The following is an 18,028-nucleotide window of genomic DNA, read 5'->3' as shown; positions in this document are numbered from 1 at the left end:
GGGGTTGCTGGTGTGCACGGTGATCCGTGATATGAGCCACGCGTTCACTATGCGGGCTGGCGCTCTCAGGTCGCAACTGATCGATCTGATAATTTCAGAATGTCCACACATGCTCTCTGGCTGGGTCGTCAACCAGCTGTCAGACTGCGCGGAATGAGTAGGTGTCAGGAGGTACCACGTGAGTGAGGCCCGTACGGGAACCGCACCCACAGTCCTGCGAATAGTCCTCGGCAAGCGGCTCGGCGCACTGCGTGCGAAGGCGCGCGTGTCCCGCGAGGCGGCGGCCAAAGTCCTGGATGTGACTCCGCTGACGATTCGGCGGATGGAGAATTCCGAAGTCAGCCTCAAACTCCCCTATGTCCGGCTTCTTCTTCAGGCATATGGAGTCGCGGGGAGCGAGGCCGACGAATTCGTCCAGCTGGTCAAGGCGGCCAACAAGCCCGGCTGGTGGCACCGTTACCGTGACGCCCTGCCGGGGTGGTTCAGCGCCTATGTCAGCCTTGAGGACGAAGCCGCCCTGATCAGGACGTACGAACCCCATTATGTCCCCGGCCTGTTGCAGACCGAGGACTATGCCCGCGGGGTGCTGCGCGTGGGCGCCCACCGCAACGCGGACGAGCTGGAGCGGCGCGTCGCGCTGCGGATCAAGCGGCAGCAATTGCTCTTGAAGCCGGACGCGCCGATTCTGTGGATCCTCCTGGAGGAGGCGGTTCTGCGCAGACCCGTCGGTGACGCGGACGTCATGCGGGCGCAGATCGACCGGCTGCTCGAAGCCACTGCCATGCCGAACGTGACCTTGCAGATCATGCCGTTCGCGGTCGGCCCGCATCTCGGGGCGTTCGGGCCCTTCCATCTTTTCCGGTTCGACCTCACCGAACTGCCTGACGTCGTCTACACCGAGAACCTCACGGGCGCCGTCTATATGGACCAGCGCCCCGATGTCGCCGCCTACCTGGAAGTCCTGGACAACATGTCCGCCCGGGCGGCGCTTGTTGACGGATCGAGAGCTTTTCTCCGAGAAATACGCAAGGAGCTCTAATGCGGGACATATTCAACGGAATGCCGGCCGACGAGCTGGGAGCCGACGGCTGGGTGAAGCCGTGGAGCGGCCCCAACGGCGGCAGCTGCGTCGAGACCAAGAAGGTGGACGGCGAGCACATCGCGGTCCGTCAGTCCGCGGACCCGTCGGGTCCGGCCCTCATCTGCACCACGGAGGCCATGGCGGGCTTCGTAGAAGGCGCGAAGAACGGCCTCGCCGACTTCCTGCTGTAGCTGGCGGCAAGTGGCTGGCTGCTGTGGCGCCGGGCGCTGTGGTGCCGGCCGCTGTGGTGCCAGCTGTTGTGGTGCCGGGCGCTGTGGCGCTGGCCGCTGTGGTGCCGGCACCCACCCCCCCCACACCCAGAAATGGACGGATCAGTATGACGGACCTCGACCAGCCGTCGATCCACGAGATCGATACCAGCAAGCCCCACCCCGCGCGCATGTACGACTTCTACCTTCAGGGCAAGGACTACTACGAAGTCGACAAGGAGGCCGCGGCCAAGGTCGAGTCGGTCTTCCCGACCGCCAAGACCTGCGCGCGGACCAACCGGTTCTTCATGCACCGGGCGACCCGCTGGCTCGCCGCCGAAGCCGGCGTCCGCCAGTTCCTGGACATCGGTACGGGCATCCCCACACGCCCCAACCTCCACCAGGTCGCCCAGGAGGCCGCCCCGGAGTCCCATGTCGTCTACGTCGACAACGACCCGATCGTCCTGCGCCACGCCGAGGCCCTGATGCGCAGCTCACCCGAGGGCCGTACCGCGTACATACAGGCGGACGTCCGGGAACCGAAGACCATCATCTCGTCGGAGCAACTGCACCGGACGATCGACCTGACCCGCCCGGTCGCGCTGTCGCTCAACGCGCTGCTGCACTTCGTCCCGGACGAGTTCCGCCCGTACGAGACCGTTCAGTACCTCCTCGACGCCCTGCCCTCCGGCAGCTACCTGGTCCTCTCCCACTGCACGCAGGACTTCGCCCCGGAGATGTGGGAGAGGGTCATCGACGTCTACCACCGTGGTGGCATCCCGGCCCAGGTGCGGTCGCGGGACGACGTCCTCCGTTTCTTCGACGGACTGGAGTTCGTCGATCCCGGTCTCGCGGTGCCGCACCGCTGGCGCCCGGACGGCGAACCGCTCGACGGCGCCACCGATGCGGCGGTCTCCATCTACGCGGGGGTCGCCCGCAAGCCGTGACTCCCCGCGATGGGCAGGCGGTGCGCCGGTGGGTGGGCGATGTCGAGACCTGGCCGCCAGGCGGTCAGTACCTGCGCGGAGGGCACGAACAGCGGACTCGGCAGTTCCTCGGTGCGTGCCCAGCGCCAGTGGCTGATCAGCTCCGGCTCCGCCGCCACGGGGTCGCCCTCGTACACGGTGAGGACGGCGGCCATGGTCACGCGCGCGAAACCGGCGATCTCGTCGTGCAGCATCGCGAACACGGTCACGTCCTGCTCGTGGGCGCGAAGGCCGGTCTCCTCGCGGAGTTCGCGTACGGCCGCGGCGGCGACGGACTCGCCCGGTTCGACCTTGCCGCCGGGCAGCTCCCAGGTCCCGCCGTGGTGCAGGCCGAGCAGGACACGTCCTGCCCGGTCCCGCACGATCACGCCGACGCCGAGAGTGGCGTGAGCGGTGGGCGGCGCGGCGGCGCGCGGGCGGCTGGTGACGCGAGGGTACGAGGGGCTCTCGCGTCGCCGGGCCCGGATCAGCCGGCCGGGAGGCGGGTCTTCCGTGTCCCGGCCGCCGAGAGGATCGGTCCCGTCCGCGAGAGGAACGATCTCGTCGACGGTGAAACCCGCCTCCACGAGCAGGTCCTCCCACAGCTCCGGGGTGGGATCCCCCATCCGTACGGTGAGTTCGAGCCGCCCGCCCGGCCGCACCTCCTGAGCGAGGGTGGCCAGCAGGCGGTGCGGGTCGGTGTGGGCGGCGCGGTGGCCGGTCGCGCTCCTGAGGTCCAGGGCGCGGGGCGCAGCGCTGTCGCCGCGCCCCTCGGTGACGTTCGCGGTGTCGCTCTCGGCGGCGTACGTGCACTGCTCGCTCATACGAAGGCCCCCCTCTCCAGCCGGGCCATCGTGCGCAGCCCGCGGTCGGTGACCTCTTCGTCGCCATGGGCCGGGCCGTAGGCCAGACAGCTCGCGGCATCGAGCGCCGCCAGGCACGGCAGCGCGTAACGCTCCGCCTCGGTCAGCGGGCGGCCGTACCCCTGGAAGAACGCGGTGCGCAGCTCGCCGCGGTCCTGCCACGGGCCGCAGGCCAGCCGGACGAAATCCTGCACGGCGGGGGCGTACCGGGACCGCTCGAAGTCGATGACGGCCAGCTGCCCGGACCACAGGGCGTTGCGCTCCTGGGCGTCGCCGTGGATGTGCGCCGGCGTGAGCCGTTCGCTCAGGCCGCGTACGTGGTCGGCCGAGCGACGGACGAGCGTGCGCCAGTCTTCGGTCAGCAGGTCACCGGCGCGGGCGAGGTGTTCCTCGACGTCGGCGGCTGCGCGCTCGGCGGCCGCTTCGGCTTCCCTGCGGCCCTGCGCGGGCATTTTGTCCGTGCCGTGCAGGCGGCGCAGCAACGCGCCGAACTGCCGGTGCGCGGCCCGGTGTTCCGAGGGGGTGAGGGCGAGCTGCGAGAGGGGCGTGCCGGGTACGGCGGTCAGCAGCAGCGCCAGGTGCCTGGCGTCGCTCTCCACGAGCTGCGGGGCGCGTCCGAACCCCAGGGCGGGGACGGCGGACTGGTACCCGAAGGTCTCGCGTTCGTAGGACTTCGGACTCGGCGACTGCTTGAGGAAGAAGCGCCGGCCGTGGCTGCCGGTGACCTCCCATACCCGCGAGTTCTCGCGTGGCTGTGACGCGTCGTGTACGGCGGAGAGGGGCCCGAGGAGGCGCTCGGCCCAGGCCCGCAGCGACGGCGGGAGGATGGTGCCGTGACTGGTCTTGGTGTGACTGGTCTGGGCGTGACTGGTCTTGGTGTGACTCATGCGTCCCACCTCGGTGACGGTCGAGATGACAGGTCGGCGCGGCGGCAGACGGCGTCAACCCGGTGCGCGGCGGGCTGGAGGGGCACCCCACCGTTCTCGAACGCGGGATGTCCGGCGACGACGCCAACGGGAGCGGGAACAGGTCGCATGATTCCTCCGGAGTGCACTGCGGTTGGGGTGGGCGCCCGGACAACGGACCTGATCAAGGGCCTGTAACGGGGCACGCGGGGGGAATCATAGAACAGATGTTCGAGCCTGGAGCGGCGGCCGTGCGGGGTGGGCATGACCGGCCTTCGTGCTCCGTTCGAATCACCCGTGAGGTGGGTGGCCACTCGATCGGGGGATTGCGCGGGGGCGACGAAGGGGGCGGTGAGGCGAGGGTACGGGCTCCTGCCGGCGATACCGGTCCGGCGGCCGGTCTGGCTGGATCTCGGCGAGATTCAGCTCGATATGCATCACGTCGCCGACCGTGCCCGCTGCCCGCCTGCGGTCCGGCCCCGGCGGCCGTGAAAGAATCCCGGGACGGCCATTCCGTAACCCCGCCGTTGTCGTACCGAGATCTATTTCCCTATGGAAACTAACGGGATATCGGGCCGTCGCACACATGGGCGGGGCCCGGACGACATCGTCCGGGCCCCGCCCACATCACTGCTGTTCAGCGCTGTGCTGTGTGTCTACCACCGGTACCAGCGGCCGCGCTTGCCACCACTGGCGGCCGGACGTACCACGAATCCGAGCAGCCAGACGACCAGCACGATAATGGCGATCCACCACAGTGCCTTGAGTGCGAAACCGGCACCGAAGAGGATCAGGGCGAGCAGAAGAACGAGTATCAGGGGAACCATAGTTATCAACCTCCGAGCAGCCGTGTGCCCCCGGTAATTCCGGCTATGCGCGAGAAACACATGTGTTTTTGTTCGTTTCTCCGGCCCTTTTCGGGGCACGTCGAGAGGTTGCCCCGGCGGTTGCCCCGCCGCACTGCTCGGAACCGCCCTGCCGCCCTACGGCTCGGAGACGAACTTTCCGCCCTCCAGCACGGTCTTGAGCGCGGAAAGGATCATGATCCAGCCGCCGCTGGTGCCTTCCATCATCTTGCTGTCCGGGGCGTCGAACTCGTCATGGGTGATGGTCAGCTTGATGCCCAGCATGGGCACCTCGGCGGGCTCGATGTCGAAGGTGACCCTGGAGCGTTCCTCGCAAGCCCTCGCGAACTCCTCGTCCGAATCGAACAGGGCGCGGTGCATGGGCTGCAGCGTGTGCCAGGAGTACGAGAGCCGCTTGCCGGGCTCCGCCTCCAGGACCCGCTGGCCGAGCTCCTCGAACTCCCCGCTCGGGTCCATCTTCCAGCGGACGGGAGCGCCCACCTCCCAGGTCGACTCCGGCCCGGTGCCGCCCATATAGATCTTGATGAACTGCGGTTCGGTCAGGGCTTGATAGAGCTTTTCCGCGGTGGTCTGGATATAGGTGACGTACACGAACTCGGGCTTGCTCATGGGTGGTCCTTCCAGGGTCTGTTTCAGATGGGACAGCGCGGTCAGCCGGCCGCGTTCGTACCGGCCGATCCAGCGGTCCGCGATCTCGTGGATGGGCACGGGATTGAGGTAATGCAGCTTCTCCCGGCCCTGCCGTACGACGGCCACCAGCAGGGCCGACTCCAGTACGGCCAGGTGCTTGCTCACCGCCTGTCTGCTCATGGCCAGCCCCTCGCTCAGCTCCCGCAGGGTCTGCCCGTTGCGCGCGTTGAGCCGGTCGAGCAGCTGTCTGCGGCTCGGATCGGCGAGCGCCTTGAACACCGCGTCCATCGTCATCTCTGGCCTCACGCTCCGACCCAAGATAGGCAACCAAACGGTTGCCTGTCGAGTCCAGTGCGAGTCCGGGTCGAGTCCGGTGCGCCTGGAGCGTGCGGCTTGGTGGGGGCGTGGCGCGGTGGTACGTGCCGTACCGCAATCACTCCCGCGCTCTGCCATTCGAGTGAACCGGCGTCAAGGTCATTGCAGGCTTCTTCACTCCGATGTGTTACTGGCCACATCCAGTCCGGTGGGTGCCCTTCCCCCGGGGGATGAACAGTCGGCCTCTCCGCCGACCCGCCTGGACGCACAGCCGGCCAGGCGGCCGCGCAGCCCCAGTGGGGCTCCTCCGGTAACGACGTGAACGGTCCGCGCTCTTCGGCCCATGTTCGACGTCTGTGCCATTTCCGCAGGGATGGCCGCGGTCCCGGCTACCACGCATACCCAGATGCCAGTGGTGTGTCCGGCCAACAACGCCTCGTCGAGCAGCTTGCCCGGCTGCGCTGACTGCCCTCCGGCATCAGCTCTTCATTCCTCAGCCAACCGCGTTTCATGAAGGAGCAGTCATGCCTCTTTCCCCCAACCAGGGATCGTCCGGCGGCGGGACCACGGTCACCATCACCGGTACCAACCTCAGCGGTACCACCGCGGTGAAGTTCGGCTCCAAGCCGGCCACCGCCGTCACCAACGTCTCGCCGACGCAGGTCACGGCCGTCTCCCCGTCGGGCTCCGGCACGGTCGGCGTGACGGTGACCACCCCGGGCGGAACCAGCAACCCGATCTCGTTCTTCTACGTCGGCGCGCCCTTCAAGTCCAGCCTGAGCCCCACCTCCGGTGTCACCGCGGGCGGTGGCACCGTCACCATCACCGGCACCGGCCTGTCCACCGCCACCGCCGTGAACTTCGGCGCGGTCACCGCGACGCCGACGGTGCTCAGCGACAGTCAACTGACCGTCGTCGTACCGGCGGGCGCGGCGCCAGGACCGGTCAGCGTCAGCGTCACCACCGCGGGTGGCACGAACAACGGCTTCACCTACACCTACGTGGACGGCCCCACCATCGGCACCCTGACCCCCGACTCCGGCCCGCCCACCGGCGGAACCGCGGTGACCATCCCCGGCACCGGCCTCACCACCACCCAGTCGGTCACCTTCGACGGCATCCCCGCGCCGTTCACCGTCATCAACGACACCACCGTCTCCGCCGTCACCCCGCCCACGGGCGACGGCGAGCCGGGCCCCGCGGAGGTGGTCGTGACCACCACCGGCGGCACCGCCGCGGGCGACTTCACCTACGTCAACGGTCCCGGCATCTGATCCCACCGGGGCGCCGGGCACGTCGCCCGGCCCCCTCAACCCTCCGCGCGGCCCCCTAACCGCCGGCCCCGCCCCACAAGGGCCCTCCGAAAGGCGGGCCCTTGTGGGGCGGCTCGCAGAGCCGAGGGATCCCGCGGCGCCGGCAGGTCGTGCTTGCCGCATCGCTCAGTCCGTGATGTTGACGCCGTAGGTACGGGCGAGCGCGGCCAGGCCGTGGTCGTAGCCCTGGCCGACGGCGCGGAAGCGCCAGAGCGGGCCGCGGCGGTAGATCTCGGCGAGGAGCATGGTGCGCTCGGTGGTCGCGGCGTCCACGGTGACCTGCGCCAGTGGCGTCGCACTGCTGCCCGGTGCCGTGGTGATCTGCACCGCGCCGACATCACCGAAGGTGGGCACGCCGTCGATGGCAGCGCAGACGACCACCTTGCGGGCTGCCGGCGGCATCGCGGTGAGGTCGACGGTGATCGTCTGCTCGGTCGGTCCGTCGCTGAGGAGCCGTACGGAGCCGCTGGGGCTTTCCGGGGCGCTGTAGAAGACGAAGTCCTCGTCACAGGAGACCTGTTCGTCCTCGTCGACGATGAAGGCCACGACGTCGATCTCGCAGCTTGTCTGCTGTGCCCAGGAGGCGCTCACGTCCCAGCGGGTCTCCGCGGCCGTACCGGGAAGATCGATCACGCCGCCTCGGGGCAGGACGTGCGGGAACGGTGCGCGCTCGCTCCCGTACGAAGGTGCCGCCGAGGTGGGCGCGGTGAGCCAGTCGGCGTCGTGGGTCGGAAGGCGGAGGGAAGTGATCCGGGGCAGACGCCTGTCGCGCTCGCCGCCGGGGAGGAGCACGACGTCCGTGACGCTCGCGGAGAGGTTGACGGCCGCGGATCCGCCCAGTTCGACGACACGGGTGCGAGCTTCGGCCGCGTCCTGGTGGACACCCCCCACTACGAGGACGCGTCGCCCGGCCAGCGACGTGCCCTCGGCGGCGGGCTCATGCCGGCGCGCGGCCGGGACGGGCACCGTCACGGCAACCGGCTCCGCCAGCTCCGTCGTCGTCGGGTTCTCGTGCGGCGTGCCGGGACTCACGTCGTCCAGCAGCGTGAGGAAGGCTTGTTCGTCGAGGACCGGAACGCCCTCGGCGACAGCCCGACGGGCCTTCGACGACCCCGAGGCGGAGTCGTTGGTGACCAGAGCGCTGGTGTGCCGGCTGACCGAGCTCACCATGTTCAGCCCGGCGGCGGCGGACCGTGCGACCAACTGCGTTCGCACCGTCTCGGTGTCACCTGTGATGGCGATCTTCATACCCTGCGTGAGTGGACCGCCCGGTGCGAGCCTCCCGGGATTGCGGAACGCGCATGGCGTCTTGGGCGGTTTCGGCGCGAACCGCGGGTCCTGCCGCGGCGGACAGGCCACCAGCGGCAGCGGCAGGTCGAGGAGGGCGGCCTCCCTCAGGGTGGCGCGCAGGATCCCGGCCAGGACGCGGGTGTCGTCCAGCGCGTCGTGCGCCTTCGACTGCGCTACGCCGTAGTGGGCGGCCAGCGTCCCCAGACGCAGGTCCGCGGTCGGCGGGTCCACCCGACGGTTCAGCGCCAGGGTGCACAGCCGCCGCGACACCGGCAGACGCAGCCCCGCCCGCGCGAACTCGTGCGTCAGGAAGTCGTAGTCGAACTGGGCGTTGTGGGCCACCAGAACGCGGTCCCGTAGCAGCGCCGCGATCTGCCCCGCGACCTGCTCGAAGGTCGGTGCCCCGCGCAACCGTTCCGGAGTCAGGCCGTGTATGTGCACGGGGCCCGGATCGCAGCCCGGGTTCAGCAGGGTCGAGAACTCCCCGGTCTGCTCCCCGTCCGGGCCGAGAGTCACCACCGCGATCGATAACACCCGGTGCTGACGGGGTATGAGCCCGGAGGTCTCCACGTCGACCAGTGCCCAGTCGAAGGCGTCATCGCGCAGGTCCGACACATCCGGAGCGGTGGAGGCGAGAGTCATGACGGCAAGGATGATCCGACAATCGCCCATCTTCAACCCGAATGCCGATATGTCCTGTGATCGACCGGCGAGAGACCGTACCCGATCCGCCGAGCCTGTGGCGCCGAGCCTGGTGCGATGTCCCTGACCAGCGGAAAAGCCCTCCTTCACGGAGGGCTTCGCACCGCGCGTAGAAGAGTGCCCCCGGCAGGACTCGAACCTGCGGCCAAGTGCTTAGAAGGCACCTGCTCTATCCACTGAGCTACGGGGGCCGGTTGGTGGCCTCGGTGACCTGGAGCCCCGCTTGGGTGGTTCCGCGGCCTTGCCGGGACAAGGATAGGGCTCCGATCGCCTTGACCCGGTTGCTTCACGTGCGTGGCACGATGTGGAGGTTCAGTGAAGCGAACCGATAATCGCAGGCAGGTGCGATTCGTGCATCGCTTTTCACCCCCCGCGCCCCGGGTGTTGTGCACTCGTTATGCCGTTGCCCCACTCGTCCCGTCTGTCCTAAGTCTGCCCTGACTGTTTTATCGGCGCGCAGAGGGGGCTATACGCTTCAAAAAGGCTCCAAAATTGGGCATTCTTCGCATGTGGTGACCTTGGACGTACGGCCCCAGCTGATCGACGCACTTTCCGCACTGCGCGACCGTGTCGCTTCCGTGCGTCTTCCACTGCCTCTTCCCGGGGCGCCGCGCGCCCGGCAGACGAGGGCCGAGCTGCTCGCGCAGCTCGACGACTATCTGCTTCCCAGGCTCCGGGATCCTGAAGCACCGCTGCTCGCGGTCGTCGGCGGGTCCACCGGTGCCGGGAAGTCCACGCTCGTCAACTCCCTTGTGGGGCGGCGGGTCAGTGAGGCGGGGGTGTTGCGGCCCACCACACGGACCCCCGTACTGGTGTGCCATCCCGAGGACCACCACTGGTTCGCCGGGATGCGGGTGCTGCCGCACCTCACCCGCGTGTGGCTGCCGCAGCAGGAGGAGGACGGCAGGACGGGCGCCGGGGCCATGGAGGAGAACGCGCTCCGTATCGACACCGCCGCCTCCCTGCCCCGTGGGCTCGCGCTGCTCGACGCCCCCGACATCGATTCACTCGTGGTGGTCAACCGGCTGCTGGCCGCCGAGTTGATCTGCGCCGCCGATGTGTGGGTGATGGTGACCACCGCCTCCCGTTACGCGGACGCCGTGCCGTGGCATCTGCTGCGTACCGCCAAGCAGTACGACGCCTCGCTGGTGACCGTGCTCGACCGGGTGCCGCATCAGGTGCTCGACGAGGTGTCGCGGCAGTACGGCGCGCTGATGACCAAGGCGGGACTCGGAGACGTACCCCGGTTCACCATCCCCGAACTGCCCGAGTCGGCCGGTGGCGGGAGCGGGCTGCTGCCCACCACCGCCGTCGCGCCGCTGCTCGCCTGGCTCGCGCACCGGGTGCAGGACCCCGCGGCCCGTCAGCAGGCCGTGGTCCGTACCGCGGCGGGCGTCATCAACTCGCTGAATGTGCGGATGCCGGAGCTGGCCGGAGCGGTGGCCACGCAGTACGCCGCCGCCGTACGGCTGACGAGCGCGGTGGAGGACGCCTACGGGGCCGAGGGGGAACGGGTGCGCAGGCAGCTCCAGCGCGGCGCCGTACTCGCCGGGGACGCGCGGACCCGCTGGCGCGGCTATCCGCGGTACAGCTCGGCCCGGGAGCTGCTCGATTCGCTGACGGAGAGCCTCGGCGCGCTGCTCCAGTGCGCCGTGGCCGCCGCCGACGAGCGGGTGCAGGAGGCCTGGCAGCGCGAACCGGCGGCCGGCGCCCTCCCTGTGCCGGGCCCGGACAGGGAAGTGACGGAACGGGTCGGGATGGCCGTACGCCGCTGGCAACGGGTCCTGGAGGAACTGGCCGAGGAAGAGGTGCGGAAGCTGGACCGGAGCGCCGCGCCCGACGCCGAGACGGTGGCGGCGCTGCTCGCCGCGGCCCTGCTCGGCGGGCGGCGGGCCCGGATCGCGGGGGAGCGGCTCGCGGAGCGGATCGGGGCGCAGGGCGCGCTGCGGCTGCGTGACCGGGGCGGCGCGCTCGTGACGACGTACATCGATCGCGTACTGCACGGGGAGCGCGACCGGCGGCTGGCGCCACTCGACGCCCTCGGGGTGACCCCGGAGCCGCAGGCCGAGCTGATCGCCGCGCTGTCCGTACTGCAGAGGGAAAGGTGACCGAGGTGACCGCTGTGACGGATGAATCCGGGGAGTCCGCGAAGGCTGAGAAGCCAGGAGCGGCCGCAGCCGCCGGACAGTCCAGAAGAACCGGCAGGAGAAAGAAGTCAGGAGCGGCGGAGAGGTCAGGAGCGGCGGAGAAGTCAGGAGCGGGCGAGAAGACAGGAACCAGGCGCGACACGGTGGAGAAGGCAGGCGCGGCGGAGAGGACAGGTGCGGCGGAGAGGACAGGCACGTCGCAGGGTTCCGGCGAGTCCGGCGCCGGCTGGGACGACGGGCTGATCGCCCGGCGCGCCGACGAGAGGGGCGCCAGGGCCGACGAGAAGGCCGCCAAGGAGCGTCCTGCCTATCCGGAACGGCCGGACGGGACCGGGACCGGGACCGGCGGGCTCAGCCGGGCGGACGACCTCACCGGCGTCGAGGGCCTCACCGGCGCGCGGGACCGCTCGGCGGCCGCCCAGGACGAGACCGACGCGCACACGCCCATCGGCGGCCCGTTCGGAGGCCCGCTGCGGGTACGTCTCGACGCCCTGGGCGAGCTGGTCGGGCTGTCGCGGGCCCGGCTCGAAGGGTCCATCCTCGCCGAGGCGGGGCGCGTACTGGACGAGGCGTCCGCACGCCAGCGGTTGTCCTCCCGCCACACCGTCGTCGCCATCGCGGGAGCGACGGGCAGCGGCAAGTCGACCCTGTTCAACGCCCTCGCCGGGGTGCCGATCTCGGAGACCGGGCTGCGCAGGCCCACCACCTCCGCCCCCATCGCGTGCATGTGGTCGGACGGCGCGGCGGGGCTGCTCGACCGGCTCGCCATCCCGGGGCGGCTGCGGCGCAGGCCGCTGGCGGGCGGCGACGGCGACGATGAGCTGCACGGCCTCGTCCTCGTCGATCTCCCCGATCACGACTCGGCCGTCATCCGCCACCGCGACCAGGTGGACCGGGTCATCGCACTCGTGGACGCGGTCATCTGGGTCGTAGATCCCGAGAAGTACGCGGACGCCGCGCTCCACGAGCGCTATCTGCGGCCGCTCGCCGGGCACGCGGAGGTCACCTTCGTGGTGCTCAACCAGATCGACCGGCTGCCCGGCGAGGCCGCCCATCAAGTGCTCGACGATCTGCGCCGGCTGCTCGACGAGGACGGCATGGCCTTGGGCGAACACGGCGAGCCGGGCGCCACCGTGCTCGCGCTGTCCGCGCTCAGCGGGCAGGGCGTGGGTGAGTTGCGCGAACTGCTCGGACGGTTCGTACGGGAGCGGAACGCGCCGGCGCGCCGGCTCTCGGCCGATGTCGACGCGGCGGCCCGGCGGCTGCGGTCGGCGTATGTCGCGGAGGGGCGTACGGGACTCGGTGAGCGCTCCCGCGAGCAGTTCGCGGACCGGCTGGCCTGGGCGGTCGGCGCGGTGGCGGCGGGCGAGGCGGCGGAGCGCGAGTGGCGCAGGAACGCCGGGCGGGCCTGCGGGACGCCGTGGCTGCGGCTCTGGCGGTGGTACGAGAGCACCCGGACGCCGGGCGGCGGCACCCCGCAGGCCCCGGCCGTCGTGGAGGAGGAGCTGACGGCCAGACAGCGGGTGGAACAGGCCGTACGTACGGTGGGGGAGGAGGCGTCCGCCGGACTGCCCGCGCCCTGGGCGCACGCCGTACGCGAGGCGGCGGTACGGGGCGCGGAGGGGCTGCCCGAGGCGCTGGACGAGCTGGCGGTGACGGCGGGGACGCCGAGCGGCCGGCCGCCGCGGCCGGCCTGGTGGCCCGCCGCAGTGCTGGCGCAGGCCGCGATGACGCTGCTTCAGATCTACGGGGCGCTCTGGCTGGTGGGCCAGATCATCGGCGTACTGGAACCGGGACTGCTCCCGCCCGTGCTGGTCATGCTCGCCGGGATCATCGGCGGGCCGCTCGTGGAGTGGGCCTGCGGGGCGGCGGCCAAGGGGCCGGCGCGGCGGTACGGGCAGGACGCCGAGCGGCGGCTGCGCGAGGCGGCGGCGGGCTGCGGGCGGGCGAGGGTGCTGGACCCGGTCTCGGCGGAGCTGATGCGGTACCGGGAGGTGCGGGAGCAGTACGTGACTGTCTCGCGGTGACGGAGTAATGGCGGTCACCCGGGCGGGCGGGTGACCCGGTTTTCCACAACTGACAGGTAATCCACAGGCTCCAGCGCATTCTTTCCGTCCGGTCCAGCATGGGATCAGTCAATGCAGCCGGATGGGAGGGGCCGTTATGAACGACACCGTGGTGACGGTGGTGGGGAATGTCGCAACAGGTGTGGAATTCAGGGAGTCGGCCACGGGCGGGGTGGCGCGGTTCAGATTCGCGGTCACCGGGCGCCGCTGGGACCGGCAGAAGGAGGTCTGGGCGGACGGGCCGACGAGTTTCTACACGGTGTGGGCGTGGCGGACGCTGGGAGCGAATCTGGCCGCGTCGGTCTCCGTCGGTGAGCCGCTCGTGGTGCACGGCAGACTGCGGGTGCGGGACGAGGAAGGGGAGGGACAGCGCAGGACGTCCGTGGACATTGACGCGGTGGCGGTGGGACACGATCTGACGCGCGGGACCTCGGCGTTCAGACGCGTGGTCAGGGCGGTTCCATCCCTGACGGAACGTCACGAGAACGCGACGCAGGGCCAGATGCCGCGCCGGGCGCCGGGCCAGGGCACGATTCCGTTCGAGCGTCCGGATCCGGCGCCGGTGGGGACCTCGGTGTGAGCGGCGGCGCCGACGGCGGTGGACCGGCCCTCGACTGTGGAGATTTGTCGATATACCCAGCCGTATTCCGCGGTTGTGTCGGTTACTCGATAACGATTCCGATTCGGAACGGTTATCTGATCCTTGGGCGGGCACCGGGGCTTCCCGTCGTCCATAGGATTCCCCAGTACTCACGGGGCACTTGAGTCTGCCGGCGAGGCATACCCCCCACGCGTTCACACGCGGAAGAACCTCGCCCGAAGGGAATTCTGTGTTTTCTGCGATATCTGCGTCATCCGTACGGAGTCGAGGCGCCGCCCGTCTCGCCGCCGCGGTCCTGGTTTCGGGCCTGGTGGCGATGGGCTCCCTGGCCGGCGCCGGCGCGGCCACCGCCGATGAGGCGCCTCAGCACCAGGGCGGCGCGGCCGCCACCCTGGACGGGCTGAAGACCTACGACGGCGCCGTCCTCCACACGGACGGCAAGGACCAGCAGCTGCCCGCCGGGCTGTTCGAGATGACCGTCGACGGCGGCGGCAAGCTCAAGACGTACTGCATCGACATCCACAACCCGACGCAGGACCAGGCGAAGTACCTGGAGACCCCCTGGGACCAGACCTCGCTGGGTGCCAACGAGAACGCGGGCAAGATCCGCTGGATCCTGGAGCACTCCTACCCGCAGATCGACGACCTCGCCGCGCTGGCGGGCACCGCGGGCACCGGACCGCTCACCGAGAAGACCGCGGCGGCCGGCACCCAGGTCGCGATCTGGCGCTACTCGGACAACGCCGACGTCGACGCGAGTGACCCGCAGGCCGAGAAGCTCGCCGACTGGCTGCAGCAGAACGCGCAGGACGCCGCGGAGCCCAAGGCCTCGCTCACCCTGGAGCCCGGCGCGGTCTCCGGCAAGGCCGGCGAGAAGCTCGGTCCCGTCACCGTCCGTACCGACGCCGCGAGCGTCACGGTGACGCCGCCCGCCGACGCCGCCGCCAGCGGTGTCAAGGTCACCGACAAGGACGGCAAGGCCGTCACCACCGCGGTCAACGGCACGGAGCTGTACTTCGACGTGCCGGCCGGCGCCTCGGACGGCACCGCGTCCCTCGGTGTGCAGGCCACCACCTCCGTGCCGGTCGGCCGCGCCTTCGCCGGTGTGACCAAGAGCCAGACGCAGATCCTGGCCGGCTCCAGCGACTCCACCGTCGCCGCGACGGCCACCGCGAACTGGGCCAAGCAGGGTGCGATCCCGGCGGTCACGGCGGAGAAGAACTGCGCCAAGGGCGGCATCGACGTCACCGCCACCAACAGCGGTGACGAGCCGTTCACCTTCGATCTGAAGGGCACCGAGCACTCGGTCGCCGCCGGTGAGTCCCAGACCATCACCGTCCCGGTCGGCGAGGACGAGGCGTACGACTTCACCATCACCGGGCCCGGCGGGTTCACGCAGACCTTCAAGGGCGTCCTGGACTGCAAGACCACCGGCAGCGAGGGCCCGGCGCCCGAGCAGCCCTCCTCGCAGCCCAGCGCGGCCTCGGCCGGCGGCTCCACCGCGGGCAGCACGGGCGACCTGGCCGAGACCGGCTCCTCCAGCGCCACCCCGATGATCGCGGGCGTCGCCATCGCGCTCGTCGTGCTCGGCGGCGGAGCGGTCTTCTTCCTCCGCAAGAAGAACGCGGCGGCCACCGGAGAGTAAATGACCCCTGGCGCTGAGTGATTCGGCGCCGACCGTGGCCCCCGGTACGCGACAGCGTGCCGGGGGCCACTGGTGTGCGGCGACGGGCCGGACACGGCGCCGTCGGCCCGGTCACCGACCGCAGGAAATCTCAGCCAGCCATTCCGGGGCGTAGCACTCGTCGAACGACCACTTCTGGTCCGAGTAGCGGTCGTCCGTACTGTCGGTGTACACCTCGAGCCCGCCTTGCGGCGTCAAGCGGTAGTACTCGCGAATCGGGTCACCCTCCACGGTGGGCCGGGTCACCTTCAGTTCCGCGCTCTCGCCGCTCTTCAGGGCTCGCTGGAGGCAGCCGATCTCCCGCACCCCCTTCTTCTGCATCTCCTCACCCTGATCCAGGCTCACCGCGCCACACCGTGGAGACTCGGCTCTGGACTCCCAGCGTTCCTTGACCGGATCGTTCAGCCCGCCGCAACCGGCGGCCACCAAGACCGTGGCCACTACCGCGACGAACCGCACGCGGCCCGAAACACGGGCCCTGCTCTGACGTATCACGTCACACCCCTCCCTGGCCGTGGGACGCGACCCCGAACAAACCGGTTCCGCGCGCGCGTGCCGGACCGGGTGACAGATCACTGACGTAAGCGGTCGGCCGACGTCCAGGTCAGGGACCACGGAGCGGTACTGGTTTCCGTCGGGGGATGGACGTCAGGCAAGATGGGGTGTATCTGCCCTCACGCGGCGGAGCCGCACATTGGCCCTTCTCGATTGCCGGACGGTTTCTCTTGGCTGAGTACATCTACACGATGCGCAAGACGCGTAAGGCGCACGGCGACAAGGTCATCCTCGATGATGTGACGCTGAGCTTCCTGCCGGGCGCGAAGATCGGTGTGGTGGGTCCGAACGGCGCCGGTAAGTCCACCGTGCTGAAGATCATGGCCGGCCTGGAGCAGCCCTCCAACGGCGACGCGTTCCTGTCCCCGGGCTACACCGTCGGCATGCTCCTCCAGGAGCCGCCGCTCGACGAGTCCAAGACCGTCCTGCAGAACGTCCAGGACGGCGCGTCCGAGATCATGGGCAAGCTCAACCGCTTCAACGAAGTGGCCGAGCTGATGGCGACGGACTACTCCGACGCGCTGATGGAGGAGATGGGCAAGCTCCAGGAGGACCTCGACCACGCCAACGCGTGGGACCTGGACACCCAGCTCGAACAGGCCATGGACGCGCTCGGCTGCCCGCCCGGCGACTGGCCCGTCACCAACCTCTCCGGTGGCGAGCGCCGTCGCGTCGCGCTCTGCAAGCTGCTGCTCGAAGCCCCCGACCTGCTGCTCCTCGACGAGCCCACCAACCACCTGGACGCCGAGTCCGTGCAGTGGCTGGAGCAGCACCTCGCCAAGTACCCCGGCACCGTCGTCGCCGTCACCCACGACCGGTACTTCCTCGACAATGTCGCCGGCTGGATCCTGGAGCTCGACCGCGGCCGCGCCATCGGCTACGAGGGCAACTACTCCACGTACCTGGAGAGCAAGCAGTCGCGTCTGAAGGTCGAGGGCCAGAAGGACGCCAAGCGCGCCAAGCGGCTCAAGGAAGAGCTCGAGTGGGTCCGCTCCAACGCGAAGGGGCGGCAGGCCAAGTCCAAGGCCCGCCTGGCCCGTTACGAGGAGATGGCCGCCGAGGCCGACAAGATGCGGAAGCTGGACTTCGAGGAGATCCAGATCCCGCCGGGCCCGCGGCTCGGCAGTGTCGTCGTCGAGGTCGAGCACCTCACCAAGGCCTTCGGCGACAAGGTCCTGATCGACGACCTGTCGTTCAGCCTCCCGCGCAACGGCATCGTCGGCGTCATCGGCCCGAACGGTGCCGGCAAGACCACGCTGTTCAAGATGATCCAGGGCTTCGAGGAGCCGGACTCCGGCATCATCAAGGTCGGCGACACCGTCAAGATCAGCTATGTCGACCAGACCCGCGGGAACATCGACCCGAAGAAGACGCTGTGGGCCGTCGTCTCCGACGAGCTGGACTACATCAACGTCGGCCAGGTCGAGGTGCCCTCGCGGGCCTACGTCTCCGCCTTCGGCTTCAAGGGCCCGGACCAGCAGAAGCCGGCCGGGGTGCTCTCCGGTGGTGAGCGCAACCGCCTCAACCTGGCGCTGACCCTCAAGCAGGGCGGCAACCTGCTGCTCCTCGACGAGCCGACCAACGACCTCGACGTCGAGACCCTGTCGTCGCTGGAGAACGCGCTGCTGGAGTTCCCCGGCGCGGCCGTGGTCGTCTCCCACGACCGGTGGTTCCTGGACCGCGTCGCCACGCACATCCTGGCGTACGAGGGCGACTCCAGGTGGTTCTGGTTCGAGGGCAACTTCGACTCGTACGAGAAGAACAAGGTCGAGCGGCTCGGCGCGGACGCCGCCCGCCCGCACCGCGCCACCTACAAGAAGCTCACGCGGGGCTGAC

Annotated in this window: 15 protein-coding genes and 1 tRNA gene; 9 read left to right on the top strand and 7 right to left on the bottom strand. The window is 69.9% G+C overall.

Features of this window, described 5'->3' with window-relative positions; genetic code table 11:
* Window positions 1–178: 178 nt before the first annotated feature.
* From ACFVWW_RS19755 to ACFVWW_RS19745, 3 genes are all read left to right on the top strand, one after another.
* Window positions 179–1,039 (top strand): helix-turn-helix domain-containing protein, encoded by an 861-nt coding sequence (locus ACFVWW_RS19755; RefSeq protein WP_384191768.1) that lies wholly within the window; start codon window positions 179–181, stop codon window positions 1,037–1,039.
* The gene (locus tag ACFVWW_RS19750) at window positions 1,039–1,272 is read left to right on the top strand and encodes a DUF397 domain-containing protein (protein WP_384191764.1); all 234 of its coding nucleotides are present in this window, start codon (window positions 1,039–1,041) and stop codon (window positions 1,270–1,272) included. Before ACFVWW_RS19755 ends, ACFVWW_RS19750 begins: the two co-directional genes overlap by 1 nt.
* A gap of 146 nt (window positions 1,273–1,418) precedes the next feature.
* Complete coding sequence (locus ACFVWW_RS19745) at window positions 1,419–2,237, top strand: SAM-dependent methyltransferase (RefSeq protein WP_386877584.1); 819 nt, start codon at window positions 1,419–1,421, stop codon at window positions 2,235–2,237.
* Here ACFVWW_RS19745 and ACFVWW_RS19740 read toward each other — a convergent pair.
* The 4 genes from ACFVWW_RS19740 to ACFVWW_RS19725 form a co-directional block, all read right to left on the bottom strand.
* Window positions 2,210–3,079 (bottom strand): NUDIX hydrolase, encoded by an 870-nt coding sequence (locus tag ACFVWW_RS19740; RefSeq protein ID WP_386877583.1) that lies wholly within the window; start codon window positions 3,077–3,079, stop codon window positions 2,210–2,212. The two genes, ACFVWW_RS19745 and ACFVWW_RS19740, sit on opposite strands and share 28 nt — an antisense overlap.
* Window positions 3,076–4,005, bottom strand: coding sequence for a phosphotransferase enzyme family protein (locus ACFVWW_RS19735; protein ID WP_386877582.1), 930 nt, complete (start codon window positions 4,003–4,005; stop codon window positions 3,076–3,078). Before ACFVWW_RS19735 ends, ACFVWW_RS19740 begins: the two co-directional genes overlap by 4 nt.
* Before the next feature lie 674 nt (window positions 4,006–4,679).
* Window positions 4,680–4,850, bottom strand: a complete 171-nt coding sequence (locus ACFVWW_RS19730) for a hydrophobic protein (RefSeq protein ID WP_384188329.1) — start codon at window positions 4,848–4,850, stop codon at window positions 4,680–4,682.
* Between the two features lie 156 nt (window positions 4,851–5,006).
* Window positions 5,007–5,807, bottom strand: coding sequence for an ArsR/SmtB family transcription factor (locus ACFVWW_RS19725; protein WP_386877728.1), 801 nt, complete (start codon window positions 5,805–5,807; stop codon window positions 5,007–5,009).
* A 551-nt stretch (window positions 5,808–6,358) separates the two neighbouring features.
* On the opposite strand from ACFVWW_RS19725, the gene ACFVWW_RS19720 reads away from it, so the two are divergent.
* On the top strand, window positions 6,359–7,108 hold the full coding sequence (locus ACFVWW_RS19720) for an IPT/TIG domain-containing protein (protein ID WP_384188327.1): 750 nt from the start codon (window positions 6,359–6,361) through the stop codon (window positions 7,106–7,108).
* A gap of 165 nt (window positions 7,109–7,273) precedes the next feature.
* Here ACFVWW_RS19720 and ACFVWW_RS19715 read toward each other — a convergent pair whose 3' ends face one another.
* A complete protein-coding gene (locus tag ACFVWW_RS19715) occupies window positions 7,274–9,079 on the bottom strand; it encodes a TerD family protein (protein ID WP_386877581.1) in 1,806 nt (601 codons plus the stop codon).
* A 178-nt stretch (window positions 9,080–9,257) separates the two neighbouring features.
* Window positions 9,258–9,330: transfer RNA gene (locus ACFVWW_RS19710), tRNA-Arg, on the bottom strand.
* Between the two features lie 327 nt (window positions 9,331–9,657).
* Here ACFVWW_RS19710 and ACFVWW_RS19705 point away from each other — a divergent pair.
* The 4 genes from ACFVWW_RS19705 to ACFVWW_RS19690 all read left to right on the top strand — a co-directional run bounded on the left by ACFVWW_RS19705 (window position 9,658) and on the right by ACFVWW_RS19690 (window position 15,598).
* Window positions 9,658–11,247, top strand: a complete 1,590-nt coding sequence (locus ACFVWW_RS19705; protein WP_384188337.1) for a dynamin family protein — start codon at window positions 9,658–9,660, stop codon at window positions 11,245–11,247.
* A 182-nt stretch (window positions 11,248–11,429) separates the two neighbouring features.
* Entirely contained in the window at window positions 11,430–13,313 is a 1,884-nt protein-coding gene (locus ACFVWW_RS19700) for a GTPase (protein ID WP_386877727.1), read from the top strand.
* A 136-nt stretch (window positions 13,314–13,449) separates the two neighbouring features.
* Window positions 13,450–13,932 carry a single-stranded DNA-binding protein gene (locus ACFVWW_RS19695; protein WP_386877580.1) on the top strand — a complete coding sequence of 161 codons (483 nt, stop codon included), beginning with the start codon at window positions 13,450–13,452 and terminating at the stop codon, window positions 13,930–13,932.
* Between the two features lie 250 nt (window positions 13,933–14,182).
* On the top strand, window positions 14,183–15,598 hold the full coding sequence (locus ACFVWW_RS19690; RefSeq protein WP_386877579.1) for an LAETG motif-containing sortase-dependent surface protein: 1,416 nt from the start codon (window positions 14,183–14,185) through the stop codon (window positions 15,596–15,598).
* Between the two features lie 111 nt (window positions 15,599–15,709).
* Here the strand turns inward: ACFVWW_RS19690 and ACFVWW_RS19685 are convergent, their stop codons facing one another.
* A complete protein-coding gene (locus ACFVWW_RS19685; RefSeq protein WP_386877578.1) occupies window positions 15,710–16,132 on the bottom strand; it encodes a hypothetical protein in 423 nt (140 codons plus the stop codon).
* Window positions 16,133–16,362: 230 nt separating this feature from the next.
* On the opposite strand from ACFVWW_RS19685, the gene ettA reads away from it, so the two are divergent.
* Complete coding sequence (gene ettA, locus ACFVWW_RS19680) at window positions 16,363–18,027, top strand: energy-dependent translational throttle protein EttA (protein WP_384188320.1); 1,665 nt, start codon at window positions 16,363–16,365, stop codon at window positions 18,025–18,027.
* The last annotated feature ends 1 nt before the right edge of the window (window position 18,028 follow it).

Origin of the sequence: Streptomyces sp. NPDC058198 (genome assembly GCF_042882605.1) — a bacterium.
Taxonomy (GTDB): domain Bacteria; phylum Actinomycetota; class Actinomycetes; order Streptomycetales; family Streptomycetaceae; genus Streptomyces.
This window is presented reverse-complemented; position numbering and strand designations above follow the sequence as displayed.

Bases quoted from the DNA above. Each gene is read 5' to 3' on its own strand.
- ACFVWW_RS19695 (WP_386877580.1), top strand. From the start codon at position 13,450: ATGAACGACACCGTGGTGACGGTGGTGGGGAATGTCGCAACAGGTGTG.
- ACFVWW_RS19740 (WP_386877583.1), bottom strand. From the start codon at position 3,079: ATGAGCGAGCAGTGCACGTACGCCGCCGAGAGCGACACCGCGAACGTC.
- ACFVWW_RS19735 (WP_386877582.1), bottom strand. From the start codon at position 4,005: ATGAGTCACACCAAGACCAGTCACGCCCAGACCAGTCACACCAAGACC.
- ACFVWW_RS19720 (WP_384188327.1), top strand. From the start codon at position 6,359: ATGCCTCTTTCCCCCAACCAGGGATCGTCCGGCGGCGGGACCACGGTC.
- ACFVWW_RS19725 (WP_386877728.1), bottom strand. From the start codon at position 5,807: ATGGACGCGGTGTTCAAGGCGCTCGCCGATCCGAGCCGCAGACAGCTG.
- ACFVWW_RS19730 (WP_384188329.1), bottom strand. From the start codon at position 4,850: ATGGTTCCCCTGATACTCGTTCTTCTGCTCGCCCTGATCCTCTTCGGT.
- ACFVWW_RS19750 (WP_384191764.1), top strand. From the start codon at position 1,039: ATGCGGGACATATTCAACGGAATGCCGGCCGACGAGCTGGGAGCCGAC.
- ACFVWW_RS19745 (WP_386877584.1), top strand. From the start codon at position 1,419: ATGACGGACCTCGACCAGCCGTCGATCCACGAGATCGATACCAGCAAG.
- ACFVWW_RS19715 (WP_386877581.1), bottom strand. From the start codon at position 9,079: ATGACTCTCGCCTCCACCGCTCCGGATGTGTCGGACCTGCGCGATGAC.